Source organism: Mesorhizobium sp. WSM4898, from assembly GCF_029625845.1.
In the GTDB taxonomy this organism is placed as follows: domain Bacteria; phylum Pseudomonadota; class Alphaproteobacteria; order Rhizobiales; family Rhizobiaceae; genus Mesorhizobium.
The window spans coordinates 738,979-762,112 of the sequence record NZ_JARTVQ010000003.1 but is presented as its reverse complement, the minus strand read 5'-3'; the positions used below and the strand labels follow the sequence as shown (position 1 = coordinate 762,112).

Here is a 23,134-nt window from a genome sequence, read left to right as displayed (position 1 = left end):
CGAAAGCATTGCCGAGCAAGCAAGTCAAGCGGCTTACAGTTTCGCCGTACGCGCGCCCAGGATGGCGTCCGTCATTGAACGGAGCCGCCGATGGACCGAAACTTTGCGCGTTCGCTTGCTCTTGTCCTGAGGGCGGAGGGCCTGTGGTCGGACAACCCGGCCGATCCTGGTGGCGCGACGATGAAGGGCGTGACGCTCGTCAACTTCCGCCGCTATGTCAAAGCCGATGCCACCAAGGCGGATCTGCGAAACATCACCGATGACCAGGTGGCGACGGTGTACCGCCGATTTTACTGGGATGCGGTAGCAGGTGCCGAGCTGCCCGACGGTGTCGACTATGCGGTTTTCGATTTCGCGGTGAACAGTGGCCCGGGTAGGGCAGCGAAATACCTTCAGGCGGCATGCGGTGCCAGCGTAGTGCAGGACGGCCGGATTGGCCCCGCGACACTCGCGGCGGTGGGCGCCAAGCCGGCAGGCGTGCTGATCGACACGATTTGCGATGCGCGGCTGAAGTTCCTCGAGCCCGAACCCTGAGAAGAAGGCGACAGCGCAAGCTGATGCCGGCAAGGGATCGCCTGAGGGCGATGGCGGAGAGGGACAGGCCGGCGAAAGTCTGACGCCTGGCGCCGAGCAGGTTCCTCTCCCGGCCAACTGGCAGGGCATCAAGGGCGGCGTCGCCGACGACGTCAAACAGGCTTGGGAGAAGGCGCCTGCCGAACTCCGCAAGTTCGTCGCGGATCGCGAGCAGGAGCTTCAGCAGCGGCTTTCCGATCACGGTCGGCAGGCATCCGCCTACAAGCCGATTCAGGATGTCATCGAGCGGAATGGCAAATACTTCGACCCGAATACGGGGAAGAAGGGCGCCGACGGTCGCGTGATCACGCCGGCACAGGCGATCGACTATCTTTTCAACGTCCAGCAGAGCATGGACCAAGCTCCGGTCGAAACGGTGATGAACATCATCGACCGGTACGGTATCCGCGACAAGGTTGCGGCTGTCTTCGGCCAGACCGTCCAGCAGGGCGAGAACGAATTGCGGCAGGAAATCGCCGGGTTGAAGCAGATGCTCGCATCTGTCCACAACTCCGCGAACATCGACGACCGCATAAACCAGAGGCTTCAGGAACGCGACGGGATCGCCGCCGCCAATGAAGAGTTGAGCCGCTTGGCCGCCGACAAGCCGCTTTACTCCGAAATTCCTGAGAAGCGGATGGTCGCCTTCATCAACGATGCATGGGACCGGCTTGGAGCCACCGCCTCGAAAGAGGCCGTGTTCAATCTGGCCTATGACATGGCAGTCAACGCCGATCCCGATCTGAGGGCCAAGGCAGCCGCCGCGAAAGTGGCCGCTCCCAAGGACACCGGAAAGGTCGACGCGGCCAAGCGCGCCAACTCTGTCAACATCCCTTCAACAGCGTCGGGCAAGGCTCGGGTTCTCACCGAAGATGAAGAACTGGCCGCTGTCTACGACCGGAACCACAAAGGATAATAGCGATGGCTGGTCCGTCGACTACTTTCACGGAAATGGTGTCCACCACCCTTCGCAACAGCGCGACGGAAGTGGCGGACAACGTTTCGAAGAACAATGCCTTCCTCAACCGGCTGAAGAAGAAGAACAAGATCCGCAACCTTGATGGTGGCACCGAAATTCAGGTGCAGCTCGAATACGCGGAAAACAGCACCTATCAGCGTTATGCCGGCCTCGACACGCTGAACACCAACGGCTCTGACGTCGTCACCTCCGCAAAATACGACTGGGCGCAGGTCGCGCTGCATGTTGTGTCGAGCGGCAAGGAGCTTCGCCAGAATTCCGGCAAGTTCGCGATGATCAACCTGGTGAAGACCAAGAAGAACAACGCGCTCAAGACCGCCGCGAACAACTTCTCCGTTGACCTGTACTCCGACGGTTCGCTGGCGAACCAGATCGGCGGCCTGGCCAACATCCTTCAGACCAACGGTCAGGGCATCGTCGGCGGCATTGATTCCGCGACGTGGACCTTTTGGCGCAACAAGTTCCGCGAGGCCACCGGCACCAATCTTGCCGCGTCGCCTTCTGCGGCGAACGCTGCGACCTTCAAGGCCGACATGAACGCGATGTGGCTGACGCTCAACCGCGGGGCAGACAAGCCGGACCTGATCACGTTCAGCCACGACTTCTACTCGCTGTACGAGACCGGCGAGCAGCAGCTTCAGCGGTACATGGACGCCGACATGGCTCAGTCCGGTTTCATCGGCCTGAAGTACAAGACCGCAGACGTGATTTTCGATGACAACACGAATTTCACGACCACGGCCGAGAAGGGCTACTTCCTCAACAGCGACTACCTCTACGTCGACCAGCACAAGGAGGCGCAGTGGACGCAGGATGACGAGAAGAAGCCCGTCAACCAGGACGCCGTTGTCATCCCCTTCTACTGGATGGGCAATCTCGTCTGCTCGAACCGCTCGCTTCAGGGCGTGATCTTCGACGCGGCATAAGGAGCAAGAACGATGACCTCTTTTGTTGGTATCGACGTCACCAAGACGTACACCACCGCGCAGTTGACCGGCACCGAATCCGGCAAGGCTCCGAAGGTCGGCGACCTCTACGAATCGTACGACAACAAGACCTATCGCTTCGTGAAGTACAACCAGGGTGCCGGCGCCATCGCCGCCGTCGCCAACAACGTTGTCGGCTTCTACGCTCCCGGCGGCGTCTCGACCGGTGTCTACAATGAAGTGACTTCGGACGTGTCCGACACCGCCGGCCTTGGTGCCGGCGTTCTGGCCGGCGCGCCGGGCAACGGTGAATACGGCTGGATCCAGGTCAGCGGTCCGGCGACCCTGAATACGGCCCTTGTGTCCGGTGCTTCCGGTCAGCCGCTCGTCCTGTCCTCGACGACCGATGGCACCCTCAAGGTCGCCGGCGCTCTCACTGACAGCGTCGTAGCATACGCGATCCTCGCTGCGTCGAAAATCGTGATGTGCTCGTTCCCGCGTTGATCAGTCTGGAGGCGGGTCGCAAATGGCCCGCTTCTTTTCTCCAAGCAAAGGAGTGCCAGAGATGGCCGACAAGTCCGACAAGAACGAAGCAGCCGAGCCCGTCGTGGTCGATACCGAGGCCGGCATCTTCCCGAAATTCCGCCAGCTTTGGAACGGCGGCGAGCACCGCAACGCGGTCAATCTCGCCAATGCCGAGAAGCTGTCTGAGGCCGAGTGGGCGGCGTTGATCGCCGAATTTCCCGGCATCGTCGACGTGGTCAACCAGTAGGGCGCCGCTGGCGCCTACAAAGTTTCAGGAGCCGAACAAATGAGCGAAGCGCAGCCCCTTATCCGCGTGATCGGGTTCAAGACGAGCTACGAGAAGCTACCGGTCAAGGGCGACCCGGTGAAGGAGAAGTGCGACCATAAGGGCTACAAGCTCGACGCTAGTGGCCGGCGCATTCTTGAGCTTCAGCCCGAGGATTGGGTGACGTATTCGCCGTCGCATTCGCCGCTGAACACGCGCACCACGGAGCGCGTGCGCCACCTGCTGCCCGACCCGTCGCTGATGGGCGAGGACCAGGACGGCGAAAAGCTTCGTTTCATGACGGCGCGTTGGAACCAGATCGAGCCGGCTTATGAGGCCTTCAAGGCGGGTCGTGAGATTCCGTTGAATGGCACGGCCCTTGCTGCCTGGTCGGGCGTCACACCGGAGCAGGCCGAGGTTCTGCGCACCGCCGGCATCCGCACGGTCGAGGAAGTCCGCGATCTGCCCGACGGTCAGCTTGACCGCGTGCGCCTGCCGAACATGCGGGATCTGCGCAAGCAGGCCGGCTTGTTCCTCGCCAATTCGGACGCCGCCAAGGCTGCTGAGCGTGAGGCCGCGAAGGATGCGCAGATTGCCGAGCTGATCGAGCGCCAGGCGGCGATGGAAGCCATGATCGAGGAACTGACCAAGCCGAAGGGCAGGGCCAAGGATGCCGCCTGATGTCGATCCTCGACGTGGTCAAAGGCGCCGCGACAGTGCTCGGCATGGACGTGCCGAGTCTGGTCTATGGAGCGACCGCTCGGGAAATGGTCGAAATGCAGGAGCTGGCCAACGTCATGGCGTCGGAAATCGCGGATGCTCACGACTGGCAGAAACTGTTGATCCAGCAGACATTCACGGGCGACGGCGCGACCGACGCGTTCGACATGCCGTCGAACTTCCGGCGGATGCAGAAAACATCGTCGCTGTGGTCATCGCGCTGGCAGTGGGCAACCGAACATCTGACCAGCCCAGATCAATGGCTTGAGCTTCAGGTGACGCCCATCGCCACCGTGAACGGCTACTGGATCATCTATGGTGACCAGTTCCACCAGTGGCCGGTGATGGCCAGCGGGGAGACCGTCAAGTTCTTCTACGTGTCGAACCAGCTTGTTGCCGCAAGCGACACGTCGAAAAAGACGATGTTCACCGAAGACGCCGACAGCTTCCGGCTTTCCGAGGATCTGCTGAAGAAGGCGATCATCTATCGCTGGAAGCAGAACAAGGGACAGGCCTACGAACAGGATTTCGACGACTACCAGGAAATGCTTTTGCGCCGGATTGACACCGACGGCGGCTCGAAGCCGGTCGTTTCCGGTCAGCCTCCTGTCAGTTGGCGCGGCCGGCGCGTCGCGTGGCCGGGCACGGTCACAGGTGCGGCGTGAGGTACGAACGTTTCCCAGGTCGCCGGAAAGCCGTTCCGGCTCCCGCGCGCGCCATTGCACAGCCGTACACTTTCGGCGCACCAGTCGCCGGCTGGGTGACCAATCAGAGCCTGGTGAAGTCCAAGCCCTTCTCGGCCCAGAGGCTTGAAAACTGGCTTCCCACCTCAACCGGCATTGTCATGCGCGGCGGGTCGATCAAACGCGCCACGATCGGCAGTGACCCGGTTGAGAGCTTCATCACCTACAATGCCGGCGGCACCAAGAAGATCTGGGCCTGCGACGAGACGACTATTCGTGACGTCACGGCGCCTGCCGACGCGGTAACACCGCCCGCCGCGTCTGTCACAGGTCAGACGTCAGGCTATTACTCCTACGTGAATTTCACGACCTCGGGCGGTTCGTTCGTCGTCGCGGTCAATGGTACCGACTTCCTGCAGCTTTACAGCACGACGTTCGACTGGACCGCGGTCAACGGACTTGCCACCTATCGGCTGAACTTCGACGCGCAGACGGTGAATTTCACCAGCGGCGGCACCGTGACGGGCGGCACCAGCGGCGCGACCGCGACCATCGTCAAGAACGTCGACAACGGCTCGACTGGCTCGCTGATGATCCAATCGATCACCGGCACCTTCGTCGACAATGAAATTATCACCGGCGGCGCTGGCGGATCGGCCACGGCGAACATCCCCGGCGGCGTGGTCCAGGTATCGGCCGCCATTACCGGCGTTGCCACCAGCGCGCTTTCCCATGTGTGGCTCTATCGAAACCGCCTGTTCTTCATTCAAGGCGGCACGATGAAAGCCAGCTATCTGCCGGTCGATTCCGTGACGGGCGCGCTCGGCACCATCAACCTGTCTGGTGTCTTCCAACGCGGCGGCTCGCTTCTGTTCGGCGCCACGTGGTCGCTGGATGCCGGCGACGGCATTGACGACAAATGCGTGTTCATCACCACGGAAGGTGAGGCTGCGATTTTCGAAGGCAGCAATCCGGCAGGCACGACGCAAGCCGAATGGAACCTGGTCGGCCGCTACGACCTCACCACACCGATGGGCAAGCGCGGCACGATGCGCGCTGGCGGTGACCTGATCGTTGCGACCAAGGAAGGCATGGTTCCCATCTCAGCCGCCATCAACAAGGATGCCGCAGCGCTGTCACTCGCCGCCGTATCGCGCAACATCGAGCCGGACTGGAAGCGGGAGGCCGCCCGCCGGCTGTCGCTGCCCTGGGAAGTGATCAAGTGGCCGGACATGAATTACGCCATCGTCTCGCTGCCGATCACGGCCGAGGGACAAGAGGCGTGGTCGTTCGTCGTCAACCTCGAAACCGGCGCCTGGTGCAAGTTCGTCGGATGGGCGACACGCTGCCTTGAACTGCATGACAGTCGACTGTTCTTCGGCACCAACGACGGCAAGGTGTTTGAAGGCGAAATCAATGGCAACGACGACAGCGGAGCGATCTACTACACCTACGTCGGCAATCCTGATCACATGAAGACGCTTGGCCGCCTGAAGACGGTGCACCAAGCGCGGCCGACGTTTCTCAGCTCAACGCCGTTCAATCCGAAAATCTCTTTCTCGGTCAACTACAGGGTTACGCTGCCGACGGCACCGGATGCGGCCGACGGCGGCACGGCGGACCTGTGGGATTCCGGTCAGTGGGACGTGGCGAAGTGGGATCAGGCCGCGCCCGCCGCGACCGTGAGCGGTGGCCAATGGATATCGATCGGCAAGACCGGCTACGTGGTGCAGCCGCAACTGCAAGTCACCGGCTTTCTCAACCGGCGCCCCGATGTCGAATTCGTGCAGCTTGATGTGACGTTTGAGAATGGCGGGGTGGTCGTATGAGCTACGACATCGCCATCGAGAACTTCAACGAAGCTTGGCCGGAACTCGAACCGCTTTGCCGGCGTCACTACGGCGAGATGCAAGCCCGCATGGCGGCCGAAGGTATGACGATCGGCGATTTCAAGCCGCGGCTGAACGTCTACGGCTCAGCCAGTCATCTGCTCTGCTTCGTGGTCAGGATGGAAGGGGAGGCCGTTGGCTATGCCTTCATCTGGCTCACGCAAGACATGCACAACAGCGAACGCATCGCCATGGAGGACACCATCTACATGCGGCCGGATCACCGGAACGGCGTCGGTCGGAAGTTCACCAAGCACATTTTGGCCGAACTCAAAGCGCGCGGCTGCGTCAGGGCGCACGTGACCATCGCCACCGATCTACGCGTTGCCAAGATGTGCGAGCGCGTGGGCTTCAAGCGGTCGGCAATCGCAATGACGTATTTTCTGTAGGAGCCGAAAATGTGTGCACCATCGCCTCCCGAGCCTCCAGATCCCAAAGAGACCTCTGCGGCTTCGACCGCCACCAACGTGGGCACAGCGATTGCGAATGCCAATCTCGGCAACGTCAATCAGGTCACTCCCGACGGTTCGCTGACCTATAAGCAGACTGGCACTTACAAGTGGAACGATCCCTACACGGGCAAGTCCTACGACATCCCGACCTACACCGCGACGCAGACGCTGTCGGGCACCAGCCAGGCGATCAAGGATCAGACCGACCAGGCCAAGCTCAATCTCGGCGAGCTGGCGGCAGGGCAGTCGTCATTCCTGAAGGATTGGTTGGCCAAGCCGGTCGACCTGTCGAACGATGCGACCGAAGCCCGGTTGATGGATCTCGGCATGAAGCGGCTGCAGCCGGCGCTGGACGCGCGCCGTGCTTCTCAGGAGGCGGACCTGATCAACCGTGGCATCCGGCCCGGCTCGGACGCCTACGCGCAAGCGCAGAACCTCGAAAACCAGTCGGAAAATGACGCCTACAACCAGCTTCTGCTTTCGGGGCGCGGCCAGGCGGTGCAGGAAGCGCTGGCGCAGAACTCGGCGCCGATCAACAATCTGACGGCGCTGCTGTCCGGCTCGCAGGTGAGCCAGCCGAATTTCGTCAACGCGAACATGCCGACGATCCCCACGACCGACGTGGCTGGGCTGATCAACACCAACTACAACCAGAAACTCCAGAACTGGCAGACGCAGGCATCCAACACGAGCGACCTTTTCGGTGGCCTGTTCGGCCTCGGCGCTAACCTGATCAAGTATTCTGATCGCCGGCTGAAAAAGAACATCCGCGCCATCGGCACCTTCGCCAACGGCCTCACGAAATACGTCTTTGAATACCTGTGGAGCGATGCCCCGCAAACCGGTGTCATGGCCGACGAGGTGAGGGCCTATCGGCCGTATGCGGTGAAGACAATCAACGGCTTCGATGTCGTCGACTATGCGGAGGCCTTGGCATGACCGTCCAGCCCTCTTTCATCTTCGGTGGCGACACTGGCGTAAAGACGCCAGAAGACCTTGCACGGCTCCGGGCTATCGCTCAGGCGCTGTCGCAGCCATCGCCGGCACCTCGCACCGTCGGCCAGGGCCTAAACGCGCTTGGCGAAGCGATCGGCTACCGCATGGCGAACAACAAGGCGACGGCGGCAGAGCAGGATTGGCGCAAAGGCGGCGACAGCGTGTTCTCGGCACTGTTCGGCAATGGCGGCGGTGCATCGTCGACCGGTTCGGGCGCCGTGGCTTCTGCCTTGAATGGCGGTGGCTCAACCGGCAACCTGCCGACGGTCGACGTGAGCGGAAGCGTTGCCGGCGCAGCTGATCCGAAGGCACTGTTCGCCGGCTTGAAGGCGCGCGGCCTCAACGATGCGCAAGCTTATGCCACGCTCGGCAATTGGAAGCAGGAAAGCGAGTTTCGGCCCGGCGCGATCAATCCGGGCGAGGGAGCGATGGGCTTCACGCAATGGCGGGACGCGCGCCGCGCTTCGCTCGATGCCTTCGCCAAGGCAACCGGCCGCTCGGCATCCGATCCAGAAACGCAGATGGATTTCTATGTCCGCGAGGCCGGCATTGTTCCTGACAAAACCGGCACAGTGCGGGTTGATCCGGGCGGCGCGGCATTCGCCAAGGCCACCGACATCGAAGGCGCAAACCGCGCTCTGAAGGGCTTCATTCGGTACGGCTCACCCTATGACAAGGGTGGCGAAGGCACGCGCCTTGCGAACGCCTTGGCCTATCAGAAGCTCTTCGGCGGCAGTGACTCGCCCGTGCAGGTGGCGAGCATCGATCCGTCTGCTGGCGTCGCACAGGCCACAGGCGGCCAGCCGGCGCCCGCTCAGACGCCGGCACAGGCACTTGCGCGCCAGCCGGTATCGCCACGCGCTACAGAGCCGGCGCCCGTCGTGGCTCGACCGGCCGCGCCTGCAGCCGCCCAAACGGCACCAGCAGCGCCCGTCCAGGTCGCTGGCGGCCCGAGCCTTCAGCAGCTCTTGCAGGCATCCCAAGACCCGCGTCTGTCGGAACAGCAGCGCGCGGTGGTCAACCTGATGCTGAAGCAGAAGATCGACGAGAACAGCCCGGAAACTCAGCTTGAGTTGCAGAAGAACCGGGCGGATCTGGAAAAGACGCAGCTCGAAACCGAGCGGCTGCGCAACCCGGCGATTCCGCCGGCAGACCAGGCGCGCATCGATCTGGACCGGGAGAAGTTCGCGGCCGAGAAGAACAAGCCGATCGAGGTTGGCGGCGTCCTGGTCGACCCGAACACGCACCAGCCTGTTTACACCGGCCAGCAGACCGATTGGGAAAAGCTCGACGAGCGCACGCTGTACAACAAGCGCACGGGCGAGACGCGGGCTATCGGCGGCGCGAATGCCGGTCAGTTCCGGTTCACCGGCAACTCCGTCGAGGCTCAGGCGCTCAACGGACTTATGGACGGTGGCGGCCTCACAGTCGAGCAAGCGCAGCAACTCGCTGCCGGCAAGACGATCAGCGGTCCGAACGGCGAACTGCTATTCCTAACGCCGCAAGGCGTGTTTGGACAGGCTTCCGCTGGCGGTCCAGCAATGCCGGTCACGCCGCCCAAGACAGTGCCGGCACCGTCGGCCGCGCCAGCACCGGAGGCAGCGCCAGCGCCGGCCGCTCAGCCGCAACCGAACGCAACGCCGACCAGCCCGCACGCGGCAAACCCACCGCCGACCGACAACGCTGGCATCCTGCCGCTGACCGCACCGAAGTCGAAACCGCCAAACGAGCAACAGCAGCGCGACAACAAGCTTTATTCCGTCGTCGCGCCCGAGATGCAGATTGTCGAAAAGAACTTCTCGGCCCTGTCCAATCCGTCGGATCAGGCCCTGTCTGCGATCCCGCATGGTTCGGACTACGGCGCCGAGTACCTGAAATCGCCTGAATATCAGCGGGCTTCGAACTCGCTTCGCACCATCATCGCGTCCTACCTCTACAGCGTGTCCGGTGCGACGGCAGCTCCAGCGGAAGTCGAGAACCAGGCGGCCATCCTGACGCCCAAGCCGGGCGAGGCTAAGGCTTCGCTCGACGACAAGCTGGCTCGCATCCGGCAGATGGTCGAGGCGATCAAGGCGGGTGGTTCTGGCACCCTTCCGGCCGGGAATGCAGGTACCGGCGGCGGTACCACCAGCAACGGCTTGAAGTGGAGCATTGAACCCTGATGGCTACGCTCAACATCAACGGCCGCAAGGTCAATGTCGACGACGCCTTTCTGTCGATGACGACAGACCAGCAGAACGCGGCGGTCGAGGAAATCGCCAAGTCGCTGCCGTCGCTTGGCTCGCCGACGAACCGCCAAGGCTCACCAGCAGTAGACGCGGCTGCCGCTCGCGCTCAGGCCGGCATGGCGCTGGCGCAGAGGATGCAGGGGATGTCACCCGAGGAAAAGCGAGCAGTCGTCGGCATTGACCCGACGACTTTGCAGCCAGCCGGTGTGCCTGCTTACGCGCCTGAAGTTCCTGGCTACAACGCGCTCACTGGCGATATCGAGGGCGATGATGCCGTCAGCAAAATTCGAACCGCATCCGGCGGCGTTTTGGAGGGCATCCCGATCGTCGGCCCCATGATCAGGGGCGGCGTAGACCATGCTGCCGCCGCGACTATCGCGGCTATGAATGGCGAAAGCTACGACGATGTGATGAAGCGAATTCAGGCGGGTACGGTCGCCGAAAAGACGATGAACCCCAAGCTCGACAAGGGAGCGCAGATTACCGGCGCCGTTGCTGGAACCATTCCCGCGATGGCGACCGCGCCTGAAGTGTTCGGCATTAACGTTGCGTCGAAACCGCTGAGCTACGCCGCCAGCATCGGGTCTGGCGCAGTCATCAACGGCGCGGACGCCGCAGTGCGATCGGGCGGCGACGTAGGTGAGACAATCCGGAGCGGAGCTATTGGCGGCGGCCTTGGCCTGGCTGCACCAATCCTTGCGCCTCTGATCGGCAAGGGCGTGAAGGCCATCGCCGACAATGTACAACTTAGCTCTATCGCCAAGGCCCTCGGCCTCGACAAAAGCGCGACCAAGGTGCTGGCGGACGCAGTTCGGCAAGACGCCGTAGAGCACGGCGCACTGTCGCAGCTCGGCGAAAACGGCATGTTGATGGATCTCGGCCCGAACCTGCGTCATACGGCCGGCGCCATCGCGGCGACGCCTGGTGAAGGCAAGGCCATCGTGCGCGGCGCGATCGGCGCCCGCGATGCCGACGCCAACTGGCGCATCCGGTCGAGCATCAATGAGACGCTTGGCGAAGCCCCAACGCCATCGCGCATCATCGACCGGGCAAACCGAAACCAGCAGTATCTGCAGCCGGAATACCGGGAAGCCCTGCGCGAGGCTGCCCCAGTCGATGTCGCGCCGATCGCGCACTACCTCGACGCCGAAACGCAGACGCTGCGTGGTGACGCGCAGAGGGGTATCCAGCGCGTTCGCTCGATGCTGGACTATGTTCCGACGCCTCAAGAGATCGAGCAGGCCCGTGCGACCGGCCAGCCTGTTCCAGGCGGCCTGATTACCGATGCCGAGACGCTGCTGAACGCCAGGCACGCCGTCGACGATCTGCTGGAAAACGTGAAAGGCACGAATGAGCGAAATGCTCTGACGACCGCGCGTCAGGCGATCGACGACGAGCTTTCGTCTACAGTGCCGGGCATCAAGGAAGTCGATGCGAAATACGCTGAGCTGGCGGGGCAGAAGGAAGCCGTTCAGCGTGGCCAGACGGTGCTTTCCAGCGGCCGGGAAGCGCCACGGCCCGACGAACTCGCCGCCGAAGTCAGGCAGGGCGCATTGCCGCAGGGTTTGCAGGTCGGTCCCTCGGCCGTGCCGCTTCGCTTGCGTGAAGGTGCTCGCGCCGAGATTGAGCGCATCGTTGGCACCAAGGCGAACGACCGCGTCGCGCTGCAGCAGATCATCAAGGGCGAAGGCGACTGGAACCGTGCTCGCCTTTCCGCACTGTTCGGTGACGACAAGGCCAAGGCCATCATCGATCTGCTCGACCGGGAAAGGCTGTTCAACGACACGTCGAACATCGTCACGCGCAATTCCGAGACGGCGGCTCGCATTGCGGCCAGGGATGCGATCGACGGCGGTAACAGCGGCGGGTTCGGGGTGCGCGAAGGCTTCATTGCCGGCGGCGCCCGTGGTGCGGCCCGAGCTGCGGGAACCCGCGCCGTCGAACGCGTTGTTGATGCGCTTCGCAACGGCGGGAACGAGAAAGCGATATCGGATATGGCGCGAAGTCTGACGGGCGGCCCGCAACAGAGCGCTGTGCTCGATGCGCTTATGCGCGCCGGCCAGGGCTCACGCCTTCAGCAGTCACAGATCGATCGAGTGGCGCGCGCGCTGCTGCTCGGCGGAGGGAATGTCGCCAACCGCCCGTGAGAGGCGGTCTTTGCGGTCTTCATAAAACCAGACCAAGAGAACGACTACGGCGCCCGTCATGACGCCCAAGGCGTAGTCCACCGACATCAGGTGGAAGAACCAGTCCAACCCTTGGTGCAGGACGGCCAGGACGGCGATGGTGATCGCCGCTGCGATTAGCTGAAGGGTCGTGCTGCGCGACATGGCGCGGAAGATAGTGCGAAACCTGACTGAGGAAAAGGGCAGCGTCAGTTAGACCGGCGGCCGACGCATACGGTTGGGGGGATTGGGGTACATGAAAGCGTCGGCCGCCAGCTTTGGGCGGGGCGCGCCATCATCGGCGCACAGTCAGGTTAGGCGCGATTGGAGCGCCTTCAATCACGATGCCCGCATATGGTGAACAAGCAGTTACTTTCCACAGGGTCGTCGGCGACGTGAGGGGAGAAAAAGTCCGCCGGGCGAAGCCCCCAAGCCTCAAGCCCGGCGAAGTTACGTCCTGATCCCCATCAGGAGGCCGGTGGAGGAGTACCGGCAATCTCTTCAGTGCAAGACCGGTGCCAGCTTCTTGGTCCCGAAACGAGACGCAAGTCCGTCACTCAAGCGTGATGGAATAAAACCGAGCACGGTGTTGTTGACCGGATGCGGGGCGGTAATCGGCTGAAGGGAAGCAACCCCCATGCGCAGTCTCATCACAATCGCAGCGTTGCTAGTGATCCTAACCGGTGCTGCCGGGACCGGGTGCATGACCAGCAAAGGATCGCAGCATACCCCAGCTCAGACCACAAATGGTGGCAGCAGTGGCAGTACCGCCGGTACTGGCGGCGGCATGGGCGGTGGTGGCTACTGAGGCGCCGCCGGCCTTCCCGAGGTCATGAACATGGATTGAAGGCCCTACGGCTCGCGGTCTTCATCCGAAATGGGCTTAGGTACGCTAGGCAATCCTGGCCGCGGTGGGACCATAGGTTCTGTGCGGCGCAGCAAGTCGCGAGAGCGCTTTATCGCTTCTCTGGTACCTTGGATCATTTGGTCGAAAACTTCGCTCGCCGAGGGCGGCGCTGTCTTGTCTTGGGGCACAACGGCTCTCCCGTTTCAGACGGGAGCGCGTTGGTTGTCTCTCAGGCGCCAATGATGTCCAGTGATCGGTTACCGGCGATGGAACTAAGCTAGGGCGGTTTAGATATTGGTCAAGTGTCGATTGTCGGAATGCGCCCAACCGGCTCGCTTCGAAGGTCGGCCAGCTGCTGCCTAAGCGCTATGGCTTGCTGGATCCGAGCCCAAACTTCCAGCCGCATGCGCCTGTTTTCAACCCGCAAGCTTTCGGCTCGCTTAATGATGGTTAGATATTCGTCGAGACTATTATCCATAACGTCGCGGAACGTCGGCAGGACGAAAAGGTTCCGCTGCTGTAATTCAAACTGACCCACTTCCTCACGCGGACGGGCCTTTTGCCAGTCTGCGGCGCCATGTCCTATTATCCTTGCTATTTGCACCAACCTCGCTTTTGGACAGATCGGCTAGTGATGCGTCTCCTGCTCTAAAGACAACACCGGCACCCTCAAATGCTTGGCGCATTGCGGCGAGTTTCCTTGAGCTCGGAATTCTGCGACCATTTTCAAAATCGCTGATAGTACCCTCGCCAAGGCTGCATTTGGCGGCAAGCCTCGCCCGCGACCAGTTCAGCAGTCCTCGTGCCGCTCGCGACTGGTCGGCCGTCAGATGGCTCGAAGCCATCATCTTGTTTCGTCGGGTCATCATGAGTCGAGCTTGAGCGGCGTATGCTCTGGCTGCTCGTGCCAGATCACCTGCCGCAAGTCGCGCCGATCGACACTCTGACCGCATTTTCGGCATTTGTAGAAATGGTCTTGCTCGCGTGCCGGCTCGCCACCGTGTCTAGTGCCAGGGATGGGCGGCCCGAGATCTGATAGCTTTGTCATTCAGGTCGCCTTATCCACCAGCGGCGTCTTCCGCTTCGGCGGCACATAGGACGTCACCAGCCTGAGCGTGTCCGCGTTCACCGTAACCGGGACGCCAAGATTCACCGTCACCAGATCCCCGTCGATATGGGTGACATCGCCTGTCAACTCTAGCGCCTGGCCCTTCTTTACCGTTGACGTCCTGTCTACGATCGAATGCGGAAAGCCATAGGACGGGATCGATACGCTTATCCGATCCTCAGTCACGCGCCGCCGCACGGTTGCGGTGATGGCCACCTCGTCGCCGATCTTGATGCCCTTCGCCATGCCCATACAATGCTGGCGCGGCGGATAGGTTCGCAAGCATCGGCTAATATGGTCGAGGTGGCGGCTCTATCTCCCGCGGCCTATATCGCCGGCATGGGTAACACCTGGACACTTCAAGAGCTGATCGACGCTGGTATGGCGATCACCGCCGGCTGTCTCGATTGCCGCCACAGTCCCGAGCTTGATCTGTCGGCGCTCCGCGACCGCCTGGGGCCTGACGCTTCCGTCATGGAATGGGATCTCAGGCCGAAGATGAAATGCGCCATCTGCGGCGGCAAGCGGGTCGCGCTGATCTACACGCCGGACACGACCCCAACGGCCCACCGCAAGAGCAAATAGCCGGCCAGGGCCGCCATTGATGCTGGCCAGCGGCCCGACAGTCCGTTGGGGGGGTATTCAAACTGACCGCCGGGCCTAACCGGCTTGGCGATGGGGGCGGGGAAGCCGGCTAGGACGACCGTAATATTAGCAACTCGGCAACAGAACCCTGCGCGGACGTTTTCCCCCGCTAATCCCCCTGCCCATAGCTGCCGCCGCGCGGCTGAGCCCCAAACCAAACAGATGCCCGCCATCCTTTGGGGAATGGCGGGCCTCCGTCTCTCTCCTACCGACGATGAAGGGACTCATTCTCGCCGGCCCAATCAAATGATTCAGCGAGGCGAAGGTTTCACAGCGGGCGACAAATTCGTCACCGTGACGATTTTATCGCCGAAACGGTCACGTACATCATTTGTAAATGACTGCGGCACTGCTGCCATTGCCAAATGACAGGTCAACGTCAGCAAGGGGAATTCGCAATGAAGCGTACCATCGCCGACAGAAAGGCAACGGCTTTCAGATCGCTATGATTGCCGTCATCGTTTTCGCTGCAATGGGCTTGATCCTGCTCGCAGCTACGGCGATGCACTGAAAGTGGCCCGGTGGCCTTTGGGTGTGGCTTTGGGGTGGCCACCGGGCCTTGGCCGGCAGGGGAAAGAGCCGGCGAGCCAGTATATTCGCGTCTGCTAATAAATTGAATTCAGCCAAAAGGCGCTGATCGTGATGCGCGGCAGCGTGGGGTCGCAGGCTTATCAAGCGGATGCCAATATTCGGCAGAATCCAATAACCCGCCGCTCGGTGTGCCCCCACACCCAGCGACGGGCTAAAATGACCGGCGCCTTTTCTCGTGGGGGAGAATTGCCTGAGCCCGGCGCCGGCCTGGCGAACTAGCGGTCCGCCGCACATTCAAGGTAGCTAATCTCCCACAAAAGGACATGGCGTGATCGCGTAACCCTCTGGCAATCGCCCGGCATCTCCGGTGCGGCGACCAGCGGCCCGGCAGGCTAGCGGGGTAGGCCAGCGCAAGCCGGGCCTAACCGGTGGGGGCTCGGAATCGAAACACGGCACCGGCTGACGAAGAACATACGTCCCTGCCGAAATGATCGGCATCATCCATAAGGACAAAGCGCGAGGTAGGTGCCTAGCTCAGCAAGGCATACAGCGCCAACCCAGCGATGATTAGGCAAGCGGCCATGCCGATAAAGTCGCGCCGAAGATAGAACCAGATCGAGCTGCCCAGCATCAGGCCGTGATTGCGGCAATGTAGAGCGGGACCAGCGGCAATTCCCATTCCCTGCGTCAATTCACTTTAAGTTTCAGCGCTCAATCCATTCTATCCCTCCACCGGCCCTGTGTAATTCGTGGACCCCCAAATTCGTCGATTGGAACGGTGTATCGGGTGCGACATCGTTTCGTCGGGCAGGCGGCAATAACCCGGAGATCAAGATGCATGGCACCTTTGAACCGCGTCCAGCGCGCATCGTGCGCGCGGATAACACGTGGACTTTCAACGAGAGCGAACTGCTTCGGGAGCATTGGCCAAATGTGGCCACGCTTCGAAAACTCCTGCCTCACCGGACAGAGCGTGCGCTTCAACATATGGCGAAACGATGTGGTCTGATACCTCCAAAAGAGCAGAACATCTGGACTGGTGCCCAGGATAAGACGCTGTCCCGCATGGCGGCAGCCGGAGCAACGCGAGACGAGATAGCTGCTGAGCTTGGGCTGACAGTTCTCCAGGTGGCCAACAGGATGAACTACCGAAGGATAAATCTCGCCAAGCGCCCACCCAAATCATACGGGGACCCCTTGGTAGATGAGATCCGCCGACGCGCATTCGATCTAAAAATGAGTGTGACGGACCTCGATCGTTCCTTAGGCGCTCGCCGCATCTTCACCAATGCTTGGAAAGGCCGGCGGGTCAAAGCGACTCACATTCACCGCGCGGTGAAGGCGCTTGGCGGCGTGCTCAAAATCGAATGGGCTGACCAATGAGCGCGTTCTTTCGCAAGAGGATCGAAACCACGATAGAGCACCTAATTGACGTCCTCGACCAAATGGATGGCGATCCCGACTTGGAGCCGGAGCCAGTCGAAGAGCAGCACGACAGAGAGGCTGAGCCTAAGACGGCTCCAATCTCATTTGTCGCAGCAGAGGCGAGGCGCAGATATCAAAGGACGCGGCACTGACAGATCAATCAGCAAGGTGGTCCTGGTCGATCCTTGCGATAACACCCCTCAGCACTTCCGCAGCTCGCTTTGATATTTCAATGTGGGCTGCGGTCGTGTCGACCCGCCCCTTACCGGGCTCAACATGCCACATACCCGTGCGCCCTGCCTCGGCGCTCTCTATGAACCTTCGCTCCTGCTCTAGCTGTTCACTGAGTTCTGATCGATAAGCCTTCCAGTCGTCCTTCGAAGCGCCCATTGTTTCCCTCCCTACTTCTGAAGTCGCACCGATCTGAACACGGCAAGCAAGCTCTCGCGCTTGCCGAAAATTTGGCAGATTAGTTCAGGCCTCTGGTTCAAGAGTCGGTAGCTCACCGATGATCATTTTTCCATCGCTATCCAATAGATTGGCGTCCACACGCTCGGCCGCAACGTTTAAGATCCGATGCACTTGTTCATCGAACAAATTTTCCGGATTGTCGCGAGGGTCACTTGCCTGCAAGGCTTCGTAGAGGACGAAGGCGGTGTGCCGTTTGCCGGCATAGTCAAAGGCGAAGGCCACCCACCCATGACCCGGAACATCATCGCGACGAAAAAGCATCGGCCTAGGTTGGACGGAGCCAGAAAGCCGAACGCCCGGGCTGCCATGGTTTAGGAACTCGACACCTTCCGCCTCCAAAACCTTCATGACGGCTCGGATCTTGTCTAATCCGCTGGTCAGGCCGTGGCCGCCTCGCTTCTCCATTGCGCTGATGGTGTTGATGTTGACGCCAGCTCGCTTCGCGAGCGTCCCCTGGTCCATGTCTGCAAGCGCTCGTGCCGCCCGAAGCTGGTTTCCTGTTGTGAGCATTCTGTGTCCTTTTCTTATCTCACTAGGATTTTTTCATAGTTTGATGTTGACGGCAAGTCATTTCGGGTTCACGGTCAACTAGTAAATAAACCTAGTTACCCAGGAGCCAATCGAACACAGGTGTTCGGGCAGCCGGCGGAGCTATGCCCGCTGCCATCATCGGAAGCTTGAAGCCCTATGGCGTCCCAGATGGGCTGGATCCCCGCGAATGGCGAATCGCTGTTCAGCGGCGGGTGAATGAACTGCTCGACCAGTCCATGGCGCTGATTACCGCGCTCGATGTCATGGAGGCGGACAGCGAAGACCTTGAAGACGGTGCCGATGCCGAACCGTCGCTCGGCTGGACAGCACGAGGCGGGCAATCATTCCTTGCCGGCACGGCGCCCAATGGCTCACCCTGCGACACGATCGACCTTGAACTAGACAACTGCGACGATGAGGACGGCCACGACGCGGAGGAGGATAACACCGACCTGGATCACCTCACGTGGGAGACCGATCAGTCGCAGGAAGTGCTGGTGTCGCTATGAACAAGTCACCCGATCTTGACGACATCACTCTTAATCTCGGTCACCTTGCGGAGCTGCTCGAAGTTCTGGTCGATATCACGTGCCACGGCCCGAGCATGACGCCTGGACAGCTTAATCAGGTCTGTTCACTGTCAGCCATCGCCCGTGACGTGGCCAAGCGCACAGTGAGCGAATTGGAGGAATGTCACTCGAACCTGATCGTGGCTGGCAAACGCGCCGCCTGACCGAGTGGACAAATTGTCCAGACTGGCCCGCTGCCTCACGGTGGCGGGCTATCGCATCGCAGGCTTTATGAGCATCCGCTTAAATGATATGCTCGGATGTCTTCATGAGTGAGACACATCCCGATTGTTGTGGACCTGGCCCGGCGCTTCGGCTTCCGGGCCTTTTTGTTAGCCCACCGCCCTTCGGCTGGACCGCCAGCGCGTGGTCTCGATGTCATCACGGGAAATCCCGATGTCCCTGAGCATGTCGTCCGGTGACTCGCTCAGTTCGTCCGTTGCCTTCAACTGCGCCTTCTGATCGGCTCGGCGACCAAGCCAATCGACGACAGGACCGACCACGACAAGAGGAAGGTTCACAAGCATAGGAAGGTTCACAAGCATCGGAGGACTCCTTCCCTTCACCGCTGCAGGAAACGCACGCTGCAAGCTAGGCCGATGCGTCGATGCGTCTGTGACAAAATTCACAGACCCGTCCTTCCGATGGTGGACCTTCGTTTTTGGGATAACATTTGGCTATGGAGGTCGTTAGCCTGCCCACCGGCTTTAGGGACAAAAAGGGTTCCGGCTTCGGCTACCGGGCCTGTCTCAGTGGCAGAAAAGTCACGCGCCTGTAATATGCAGCGCTTCAACTAGGGCGCGCTTATTATCCATCGAAGCGAGGCGTACCGTCTTATCTGCGAGGGGCCGCTGGAGCGCTCGCTGCGGCAACGTAGCGGGCGCTTCCGATTCGGGCTATGGCAATCCACGTAGGCTGTCGGGCTTCGGCTTCCGGGCATTTTTGTCAGTCCAGGTCAGGGTGAACGTGCCGGGAACATGGCATCGATTCTGTGTTCCACTCGTGTTCCATGGAGTACGCGGGAGTGTTTTGTAATGCGTGTGAAAACAAGGCGTTAGCCGAAAGCGTGTTGCAAAGGCTCTGCAACACGAACCGAACGCAGTGCTTCCGCCTAACTATCTGTTTTCGCTTGGTAAAATGACTGGCTGGGGAACCTGGATTCGAACCAGGACTAACGGAGTCAGAGTCCGCTGGTCTACCGTTAACCTATTCCCCAGCAGGCGCGGTCGGTATCGCGCGAAGCGGGCGGCTCAAGCGCCGCGAGCGCTGCCTTGTAGCCGCCATCCGAAAATAGTCAACCCCGCGCCGCAGTTCAACCGCAGCCTTTTTCTCATTCGATCGCGGGCCGCACGGGGACGCTCAGCCTTCGCCGCGGCTGTATTGCGAATGCTCGAAGAACAGCACCACGCCGAGCCCGATCAGCAGCGGGATGATCAGGTAGAACAGGCGGAACACCAGGAGTGCGGCGAGCACGCCGACCGGATCCATGTGCGACAGTCCGGCCAGGAAGACGACCTCGAAAACGCCGAGGGCGCCCGGCGCATGCGACAGCAACCCGATCGAAAAGGATATCATGAAGACGCCGAGCACGACGAAATAGCCGGGATTGCCGGCCGCCGGCAAGGCAAAGTAGATGATGGCCGCCGCCGCGAGCAGCTCGACCGGGCCGATCAGCAATTGCCGCGCCACGATCGGCAGTGCCGGGTAATGCAGCTGGAAGCTGCCGACCTTGAGCGGCCTCAGATGCAGCCAGCTGCAGAACACATAGACCGCAACCAGGATCAGCATGGCGAGGCCGGCGGCTGTTGCCAACTCGTGGTGCGGGGTCGTGGTGAAACGGTCGACGATCTCCGGCTCCAGCACCAGCACGAGACCCCCGACAAGCAGGCTGGAGAGCACGAAGGTGATCCAGCAGATCGCCACCAGCACGCCGACATCCTGGCCGGTCAGCCCCCGGGTGCCATAGGCGCGGTAGCGGATCACCGCGCCAGACAGCACCGAGCCGCCGATATTGTGCGACAGCGCATAGGTGGTGAAGGAGCAGAGCGTGACGAACAGCCACGAAACTTTCTTGCCGATATGGAGCAGCGCAATGTGGTCGTAGCCGGCGAGGGAGGCATAGGCGACGACCGAGCTCAGCGCCGCCAGCACCCAGGCGCGCGGGGGGATGGCGACGATACCGGCCCAAACATCGTCGAGTGAGATGCCGCGCAACTCATGGATGAGCAGCCAGAGCGAGAACACCACGGCCGCTACGCCGATGACCGGCCAGAAATAGCGCGTCCAGTTCATGGCGTCGTCGTCATGCGATTAAGCTCATTGCTATGATGTCGCCCAAACCCGTTCCAAGTCTCATTGAGACATGCCTGATTGAAGCCGGCTATTCAACCGGCATGAGGTGGCCCCTGCGTGACGGCGCCAAAAATCGGGCCATGCGCTCTTGGTGATTGCAAAGCGCGCTGCTAGTCTGTTCTCAACTTGAACAAATCGAGGTGCCTGCTGCGTCCTTGCTGGTTCGCGCGGCGCCGAAAGGAATTGAAGTGGAAGACCACGATACCGGCGCGGGCGCGTCGGCAGTGGGCGTGTCCGGGGCATCGCCGGCGGTACCGGCGGGCCCGCCCGCGGGGCGTTTCAGCCGCCATGCGGGCGCGCACGCAAGACATGCCGACAATCAAGGCGAGAACCCGAAAGGCAAAACGCGCAAGCGCCGCAAGCGCAGGCGAGGCCGCAAGGTTTTCGCACGTGATGAGAACGGCGGAATACCCTCGCCGGGGCCCGTCGCCGCTCCCGCCAGCCTTGCGCCTGAACCCGCGCCGATCGTCCCCCAGCCGCGACCGTCGCTTCCAAATGGCGCGCGCCCGTCGCATCAGGAACTGCCGGTATTCGCAGCGCTCGATCTCGGCACCAACAATTGCCGGCTGCTGGTCGCGGTGCCCGCCCGCCACGGCCAGTTCCGCGTCATCGATGCGTTCTCGCGCATTGTCAGGCTGGGCGAGGGGCTTTCGGCCAGCGGGCGGCTCGGCCAGGCGGCCATGGACCGTGCCGTCGAGGCGTTGAAGGTCTGCGGAGACAAGCTGCGCAACCGCAAGATCAGGAAGGCGAGGCTGATCGCCACCGAGGCCTGCCGCTCGGCCGAAAACGGCGTCGACTTCCTCGAACGGGTCGAGCGCGAGGCCGGTCTGAAGCTGGAGATCATCGATCGCCAGACCGAGGCCCGGCTGGCCGTCTCTGGCTGCGGCTCGCTGGTCGAGCGCGAAACGCGCGGCGTGGTGCTGTTCGACATTGGCGGCGGCTCGTCCGAGATCGCATTGATCGACCTCACGCGCGGCCAACGCTCGCCGCAGCTCGCCAACCACATCGTCTCCTGGACGTCGCTGCCCGTGGGTGTCGTCTCGCTCGCCGAACGTTTCGGCGGTCGCACGGTGACGCGCGAGACCTTCGCCGCCATGGTCGATGACGTTGCGGTGCGGCTCAAAGCCTTCGACGGGCGCGACCGGCTCGCGCATGTGCTCGCCAGTCCGAATTTCCATCTGCTCGGCACCTCCGGCACGGTGACGACGCTGGCCGGCGTCCATCTCGACCTCGAGCGCTACGATCGCCGCCGCGTCGACGGGCTGTGGATGGACCGTCAGAGCGTCGACCGCATGGTGGAAAAACTGATCGGCTGGGATTTCCAGCAGCGCGTCGCCAATCCCTGCATCGGCGCCGACCGCGCCGACCTGGTGCTTGCCGGCTGCGCCATCCTGGAAGCGATCCGCGGCGTGTGGCCGTCGGAGCGGCTGCGGGTCGCCGACCGCGGCTTGCGCGAAGGCATATTGAGCGAACTGATGGCCGATGACGGCGTCTGGCGTCATGACGGGCGCGGCCGACAATGAGCAGGAAGCCAGAGAAGCCGGGCTCGGCGGGCATGCGCGTGCTGAAGACCCGGATCAAGAAGAAGAGCGGCCTGAAGGAATCCTCGCGCCGCTGGCTCGAGCGGCACATGAACGACCCTTATGTGCAGCGCTCCAAGGCCGATGGGTACCGTTCGCGCGCCGCCTACAAGCTCACCGAGATCGACGACAAGCATCATCTTTTGAGACCCGGCATGAAGGTGATCGACCTCGGCGCCGCGCCCGGCGGCTGGTGCCAGGTGGCGGCGGCCCGCACGAAATCGAGCGCGGAAAACCCGCATGTCGTCGGCATCGACTATCTTGAGATGGACGCGGTGCCGGGCGCTGTCATCCTGCAGTTGGATTTCCTTGATCACGACGCGCCGCAAAAGCTGTCAGAGGCGCTCGGCGGTCAGCCCGATGTCGTGCTGTCGGACATGGCTGCCCCCACCACCGGGCATCGCCGGACCGATCATCTGCGCACCATGCATTTGTGCGAAGTGGCGGCGGATTTCGCCCTGCAGGTTTTGAAGCCCGGCGGCCATTTCCTCGCCAAGACCTTTCAGGGCGGGGCCGAGAACGAGCTTCTCTCGCGGCTCAAGCAGAATTTCCGCTCGGTTCATCATGTGAAGCCGCCGGCCTCGCGCGACGAGTCGGTGGAGCTTTACCTGCTGGCGAAGGAGTTCAAGGGGTAGCGCCTAACCTTCTCCCCTTGTCAGGAGAGAAGGGAAAGG

The 23,134-nt window shown here is 61.8% G+C and carries 24 protein-coding genes and 1 tRNA gene; 18 read left to right on the top strand and 7 right to left on the bottom strand.

Annotated features, from left to right (window positions below; translation table 11 throughout):
- Positions 1–90: 90 nt before the first annotated feature.
- From P9228_RS18555 to P9228_RS18500, 12 genes are all read left to right on the top strand, one after another.
- On the top strand, positions 91–534 hold the full coding sequence (locus P9228_RS18555) for a glycosyl hydrolase 108 family protein (RefSeq protein ID WP_347404301.1): 444 nt from the start codon (positions 91–93) through the stop codon (positions 532–534).
- Between the two features lie 340 nt (positions 535–874).
- Positions 875–1,489 carry a hypothetical protein gene (locus P9228_RS18550; protein WP_278054760.1) on the top strand — a complete coding sequence of 205 codons (615 nt, stop codon included), beginning with the start codon at positions 875–877 and terminating at the stop codon, positions 1,487–1,489.
- A 5-nt stretch (positions 1,490–1,494) separates the two neighbouring features.
- Entirely contained in the window at positions 1,495–2,478 is a 984-nt protein-coding gene (locus P9228_RS18545; RefSeq protein ID WP_127216416.1) for a phage major capsid protein, read from the top strand.
- Between the two features lie 12 nt (positions 2,479–2,490).
- Complete coding sequence (locus P9228_RS18540) at positions 2,491–2,982, top strand: hypothetical protein (RefSeq protein WP_278054757.1); 492 nt, start codon at positions 2,491–2,493, stop codon at positions 2,980–2,982.
- A 61-nt stretch (positions 2,983–3,043) separates the two neighbouring features.
- A complete protein-coding gene (locus P9228_RS18535; protein ID WP_278054755.1) occupies positions 3,044–3,250 on the top strand; it encodes a hypothetical protein in 207 nt (68 codons plus the stop codon).
- Between the two features lie 39 nt (positions 3,251–3,289).
- On the top strand, positions 3,290–3,949 hold the full coding sequence (locus P9228_RS18530; protein ID WP_278054753.1) for a hypothetical protein: 660 nt from the start codon (positions 3,290–3,292) through the stop codon (positions 3,947–3,949).
- A complete protein-coding gene (locus tag P9228_RS18525) occupies positions 3,949–4,653 on the top strand; it encodes a hypothetical protein (protein ID WP_278054752.1) in 705 nt (234 codons plus the stop codon). Before P9228_RS18530 ends, P9228_RS18525 begins: the two co-directional genes overlap by 1 nt.
- Positions 4,654–4,748: 95 nt before the next feature.
- The gene (locus P9228_RS18520) at positions 4,749–6,500 is read left to right on the top strand and encodes a hypothetical protein (protein ID WP_278054750.1); all 1,752 of its coding nucleotides are present in this window, start codon (positions 4,749–4,751) and stop codon (positions 6,498–6,500) included.
- Complete coding sequence (locus P9228_RS18515; protein WP_278054748.1) at positions 6,497–6,949, top strand: GNAT family N-acetyltransferase; 453 nt, start codon at positions 6,497–6,499, stop codon at positions 6,947–6,949. The genes P9228_RS18520 and P9228_RS18515 overlap by 4 nt, the downstream gene beginning before the upstream one ends.
- Positions 6,950–6,958: 9 nt before the next feature.
- On the top strand, positions 6,959–7,951 hold the full coding sequence (locus P9228_RS18510) for a tail fiber domain-containing protein (RefSeq protein ID WP_278054747.1): 993 nt from the start codon (positions 6,959–6,961) through the stop codon (positions 7,949–7,951).
- Complete coding sequence (locus tag P9228_RS18505) at positions 7,948–10,170, top strand: phage tail tip lysozyme (protein ID WP_278054745.1); 2,223 nt, start codon at positions 7,948–7,950, stop codon at positions 10,168–10,170. The genes P9228_RS18510 and P9228_RS18505 overlap by 4 nt, the downstream gene beginning before the upstream one ends.
- A 182-nt stretch (positions 10,171–10,352) precedes the next feature.
- Positions 10,353–12,383, top strand: coding sequence for a hypothetical protein (locus tag P9228_RS18500; protein WP_278054744.1), 2,031 nt, complete (start codon positions 10,353–10,355; stop codon positions 12,381–12,383).
- Here the strand turns inward: P9228_RS18500 and P9228_RS18495 are convergent.
- The 3 genes from P9228_RS18495 to P9228_RS18485 all read right to left on the bottom strand — a co-directional run bounded on the left by P9228_RS18495 (position 12,318) and on the right by P9228_RS18485 (position 14,602).
- Entirely contained in the window at positions 12,318–12,566 is a 249-nt protein-coding gene (locus tag P9228_RS18495) for a hypothetical protein (RefSeq protein WP_278054743.1), read from the bottom strand. The two genes, P9228_RS18500 and P9228_RS18495, sit on opposite strands and share 66 nt — an antisense overlap.
- Positions 12,567–13,790: 1,224 nt before the next feature.
- Complete coding sequence (locus P9228_RS18490; protein ID WP_278054958.1) at positions 13,791–14,093, bottom strand: helix-turn-helix transcriptional regulator; 303 nt, start codon at positions 14,091–14,093, stop codon at positions 13,791–13,793.
- 203 nt (positions 14,094–14,296) lie between these two features.
- Entirely contained in the window at positions 14,297–14,602 is a 306-nt protein-coding gene (locus P9228_RS18485) for a hypothetical protein (protein ID WP_278054742.1), read from the bottom strand.
- 48 nt (positions 14,603–14,650) lie between these two features.
- On the opposite strand from P9228_RS18485, the gene P9228_RS18480 reads away from it, so the two are divergent.
- The gene (locus P9228_RS18480) at positions 14,651–14,941 is read left to right on the top strand and encodes a hypothetical protein (protein ID WP_278054741.1); all 291 of its coding nucleotides are present in this window, start codon (positions 14,651–14,653) and stop codon (positions 14,939–14,941) included.
- Positions 14,942–16,366: 1,425 nt separating this feature from the next.
- Entirely contained in the window at positions 16,367–16,915 is a 549-nt protein-coding gene (locus P9228_RS18475; RefSeq protein ID WP_278054740.1) for a hypothetical protein, read from the top strand.
- A 516-nt stretch (positions 16,916–17,431) separates the two neighbouring features.
- Here P9228_RS18475 and P9228_RS30995 read toward each other — a convergent pair.
- The gene (locus tag P9228_RS30995) at positions 17,432–17,938 is read right to left on the bottom strand and encodes a helix-turn-helix transcriptional regulator (protein WP_347404300.1); all 507 of its coding nucleotides are present in this window, start codon (positions 17,936–17,938) and stop codon (positions 17,432–17,434) included.
- Between the two features lie 143 nt (positions 17,939–18,081).
- On the opposite strand from P9228_RS30995, the gene P9228_RS18465 reads away from it, so the two are divergent.
- Positions 18,082–18,468 carry a hypothetical protein gene (locus tag P9228_RS18465; RefSeq protein WP_278054739.1) on the top strand — a complete coding sequence of 129 codons (387 nt, stop codon included), beginning with the start codon at positions 18,082–18,084 and terminating at the stop codon, positions 18,466–18,468.
- Positions 18,465–18,692 carry a hypothetical protein gene (locus tag P9228_RS18460; protein WP_278054738.1) on the top strand — a complete coding sequence of 76 codons (228 nt, stop codon included), beginning with the start codon at positions 18,465–18,467 and terminating at the stop codon, positions 18,690–18,692. Before P9228_RS18465 ends, P9228_RS18460 begins: the two co-directional genes overlap by 4 nt.
- A gap of 168 nt (positions 18,693–18,860) precedes the next feature.
- Here the strand turns inward: P9228_RS18460 and P9228_RS18455 are convergent, their stop codons facing one another.
- The 3 genes from P9228_RS18455 to P9228_RS18445 all read right to left on the bottom strand — a co-directional run bounded on the left by P9228_RS18455 (position 18,861) and on the right by P9228_RS18445 (position 20,820).
- Complete coding sequence (locus P9228_RS18455) at positions 18,861–19,073, bottom strand: hypothetical protein (RefSeq protein ID WP_278054737.1); 213 nt, start codon at positions 19,071–19,073, stop codon at positions 18,861–18,863.
- A gap of 597 nt (positions 19,074–19,670) precedes the next feature.
- Positions 19,671–19,744, bottom strand: a tRNA-Gln gene (locus P9228_RS18450).
- A gap of 143 nt (positions 19,745–19,887) precedes the next feature.
- Entirely contained in the window at positions 19,888–20,820 is a 933-nt protein-coding gene (locus tag P9228_RS18445) for a YbhN family protein (protein ID WP_278054736.1), read from the bottom strand.
- A 248-nt stretch (positions 20,821–21,068) separates the two neighbouring features.
- Here P9228_RS18445 and P9228_RS18440 point away from each other — a divergent pair, with 248 nt between their 5' ends.
- Entirely contained in the window at positions 21,069–22,403 is a 1,335-nt protein-coding gene (locus P9228_RS18440; RefSeq protein ID WP_067329955.1) for a Ppx/GppA phosphatase family protein, read from the top strand.
- The gene (locus P9228_RS18435; RefSeq protein WP_067329957.1) at positions 22,400–23,095 is read left to right on the top strand and encodes an RlmE family RNA methyltransferase; all 696 of its coding nucleotides are present in this window, start codon (positions 22,400–22,402) and stop codon (positions 23,093–23,095) included. Before P9228_RS18440 ends, P9228_RS18435 begins: the two co-directional genes overlap by 4 nt.
- The last annotated feature ends 39 nt before the right edge of the window (positions 23,096–23,134 follow it).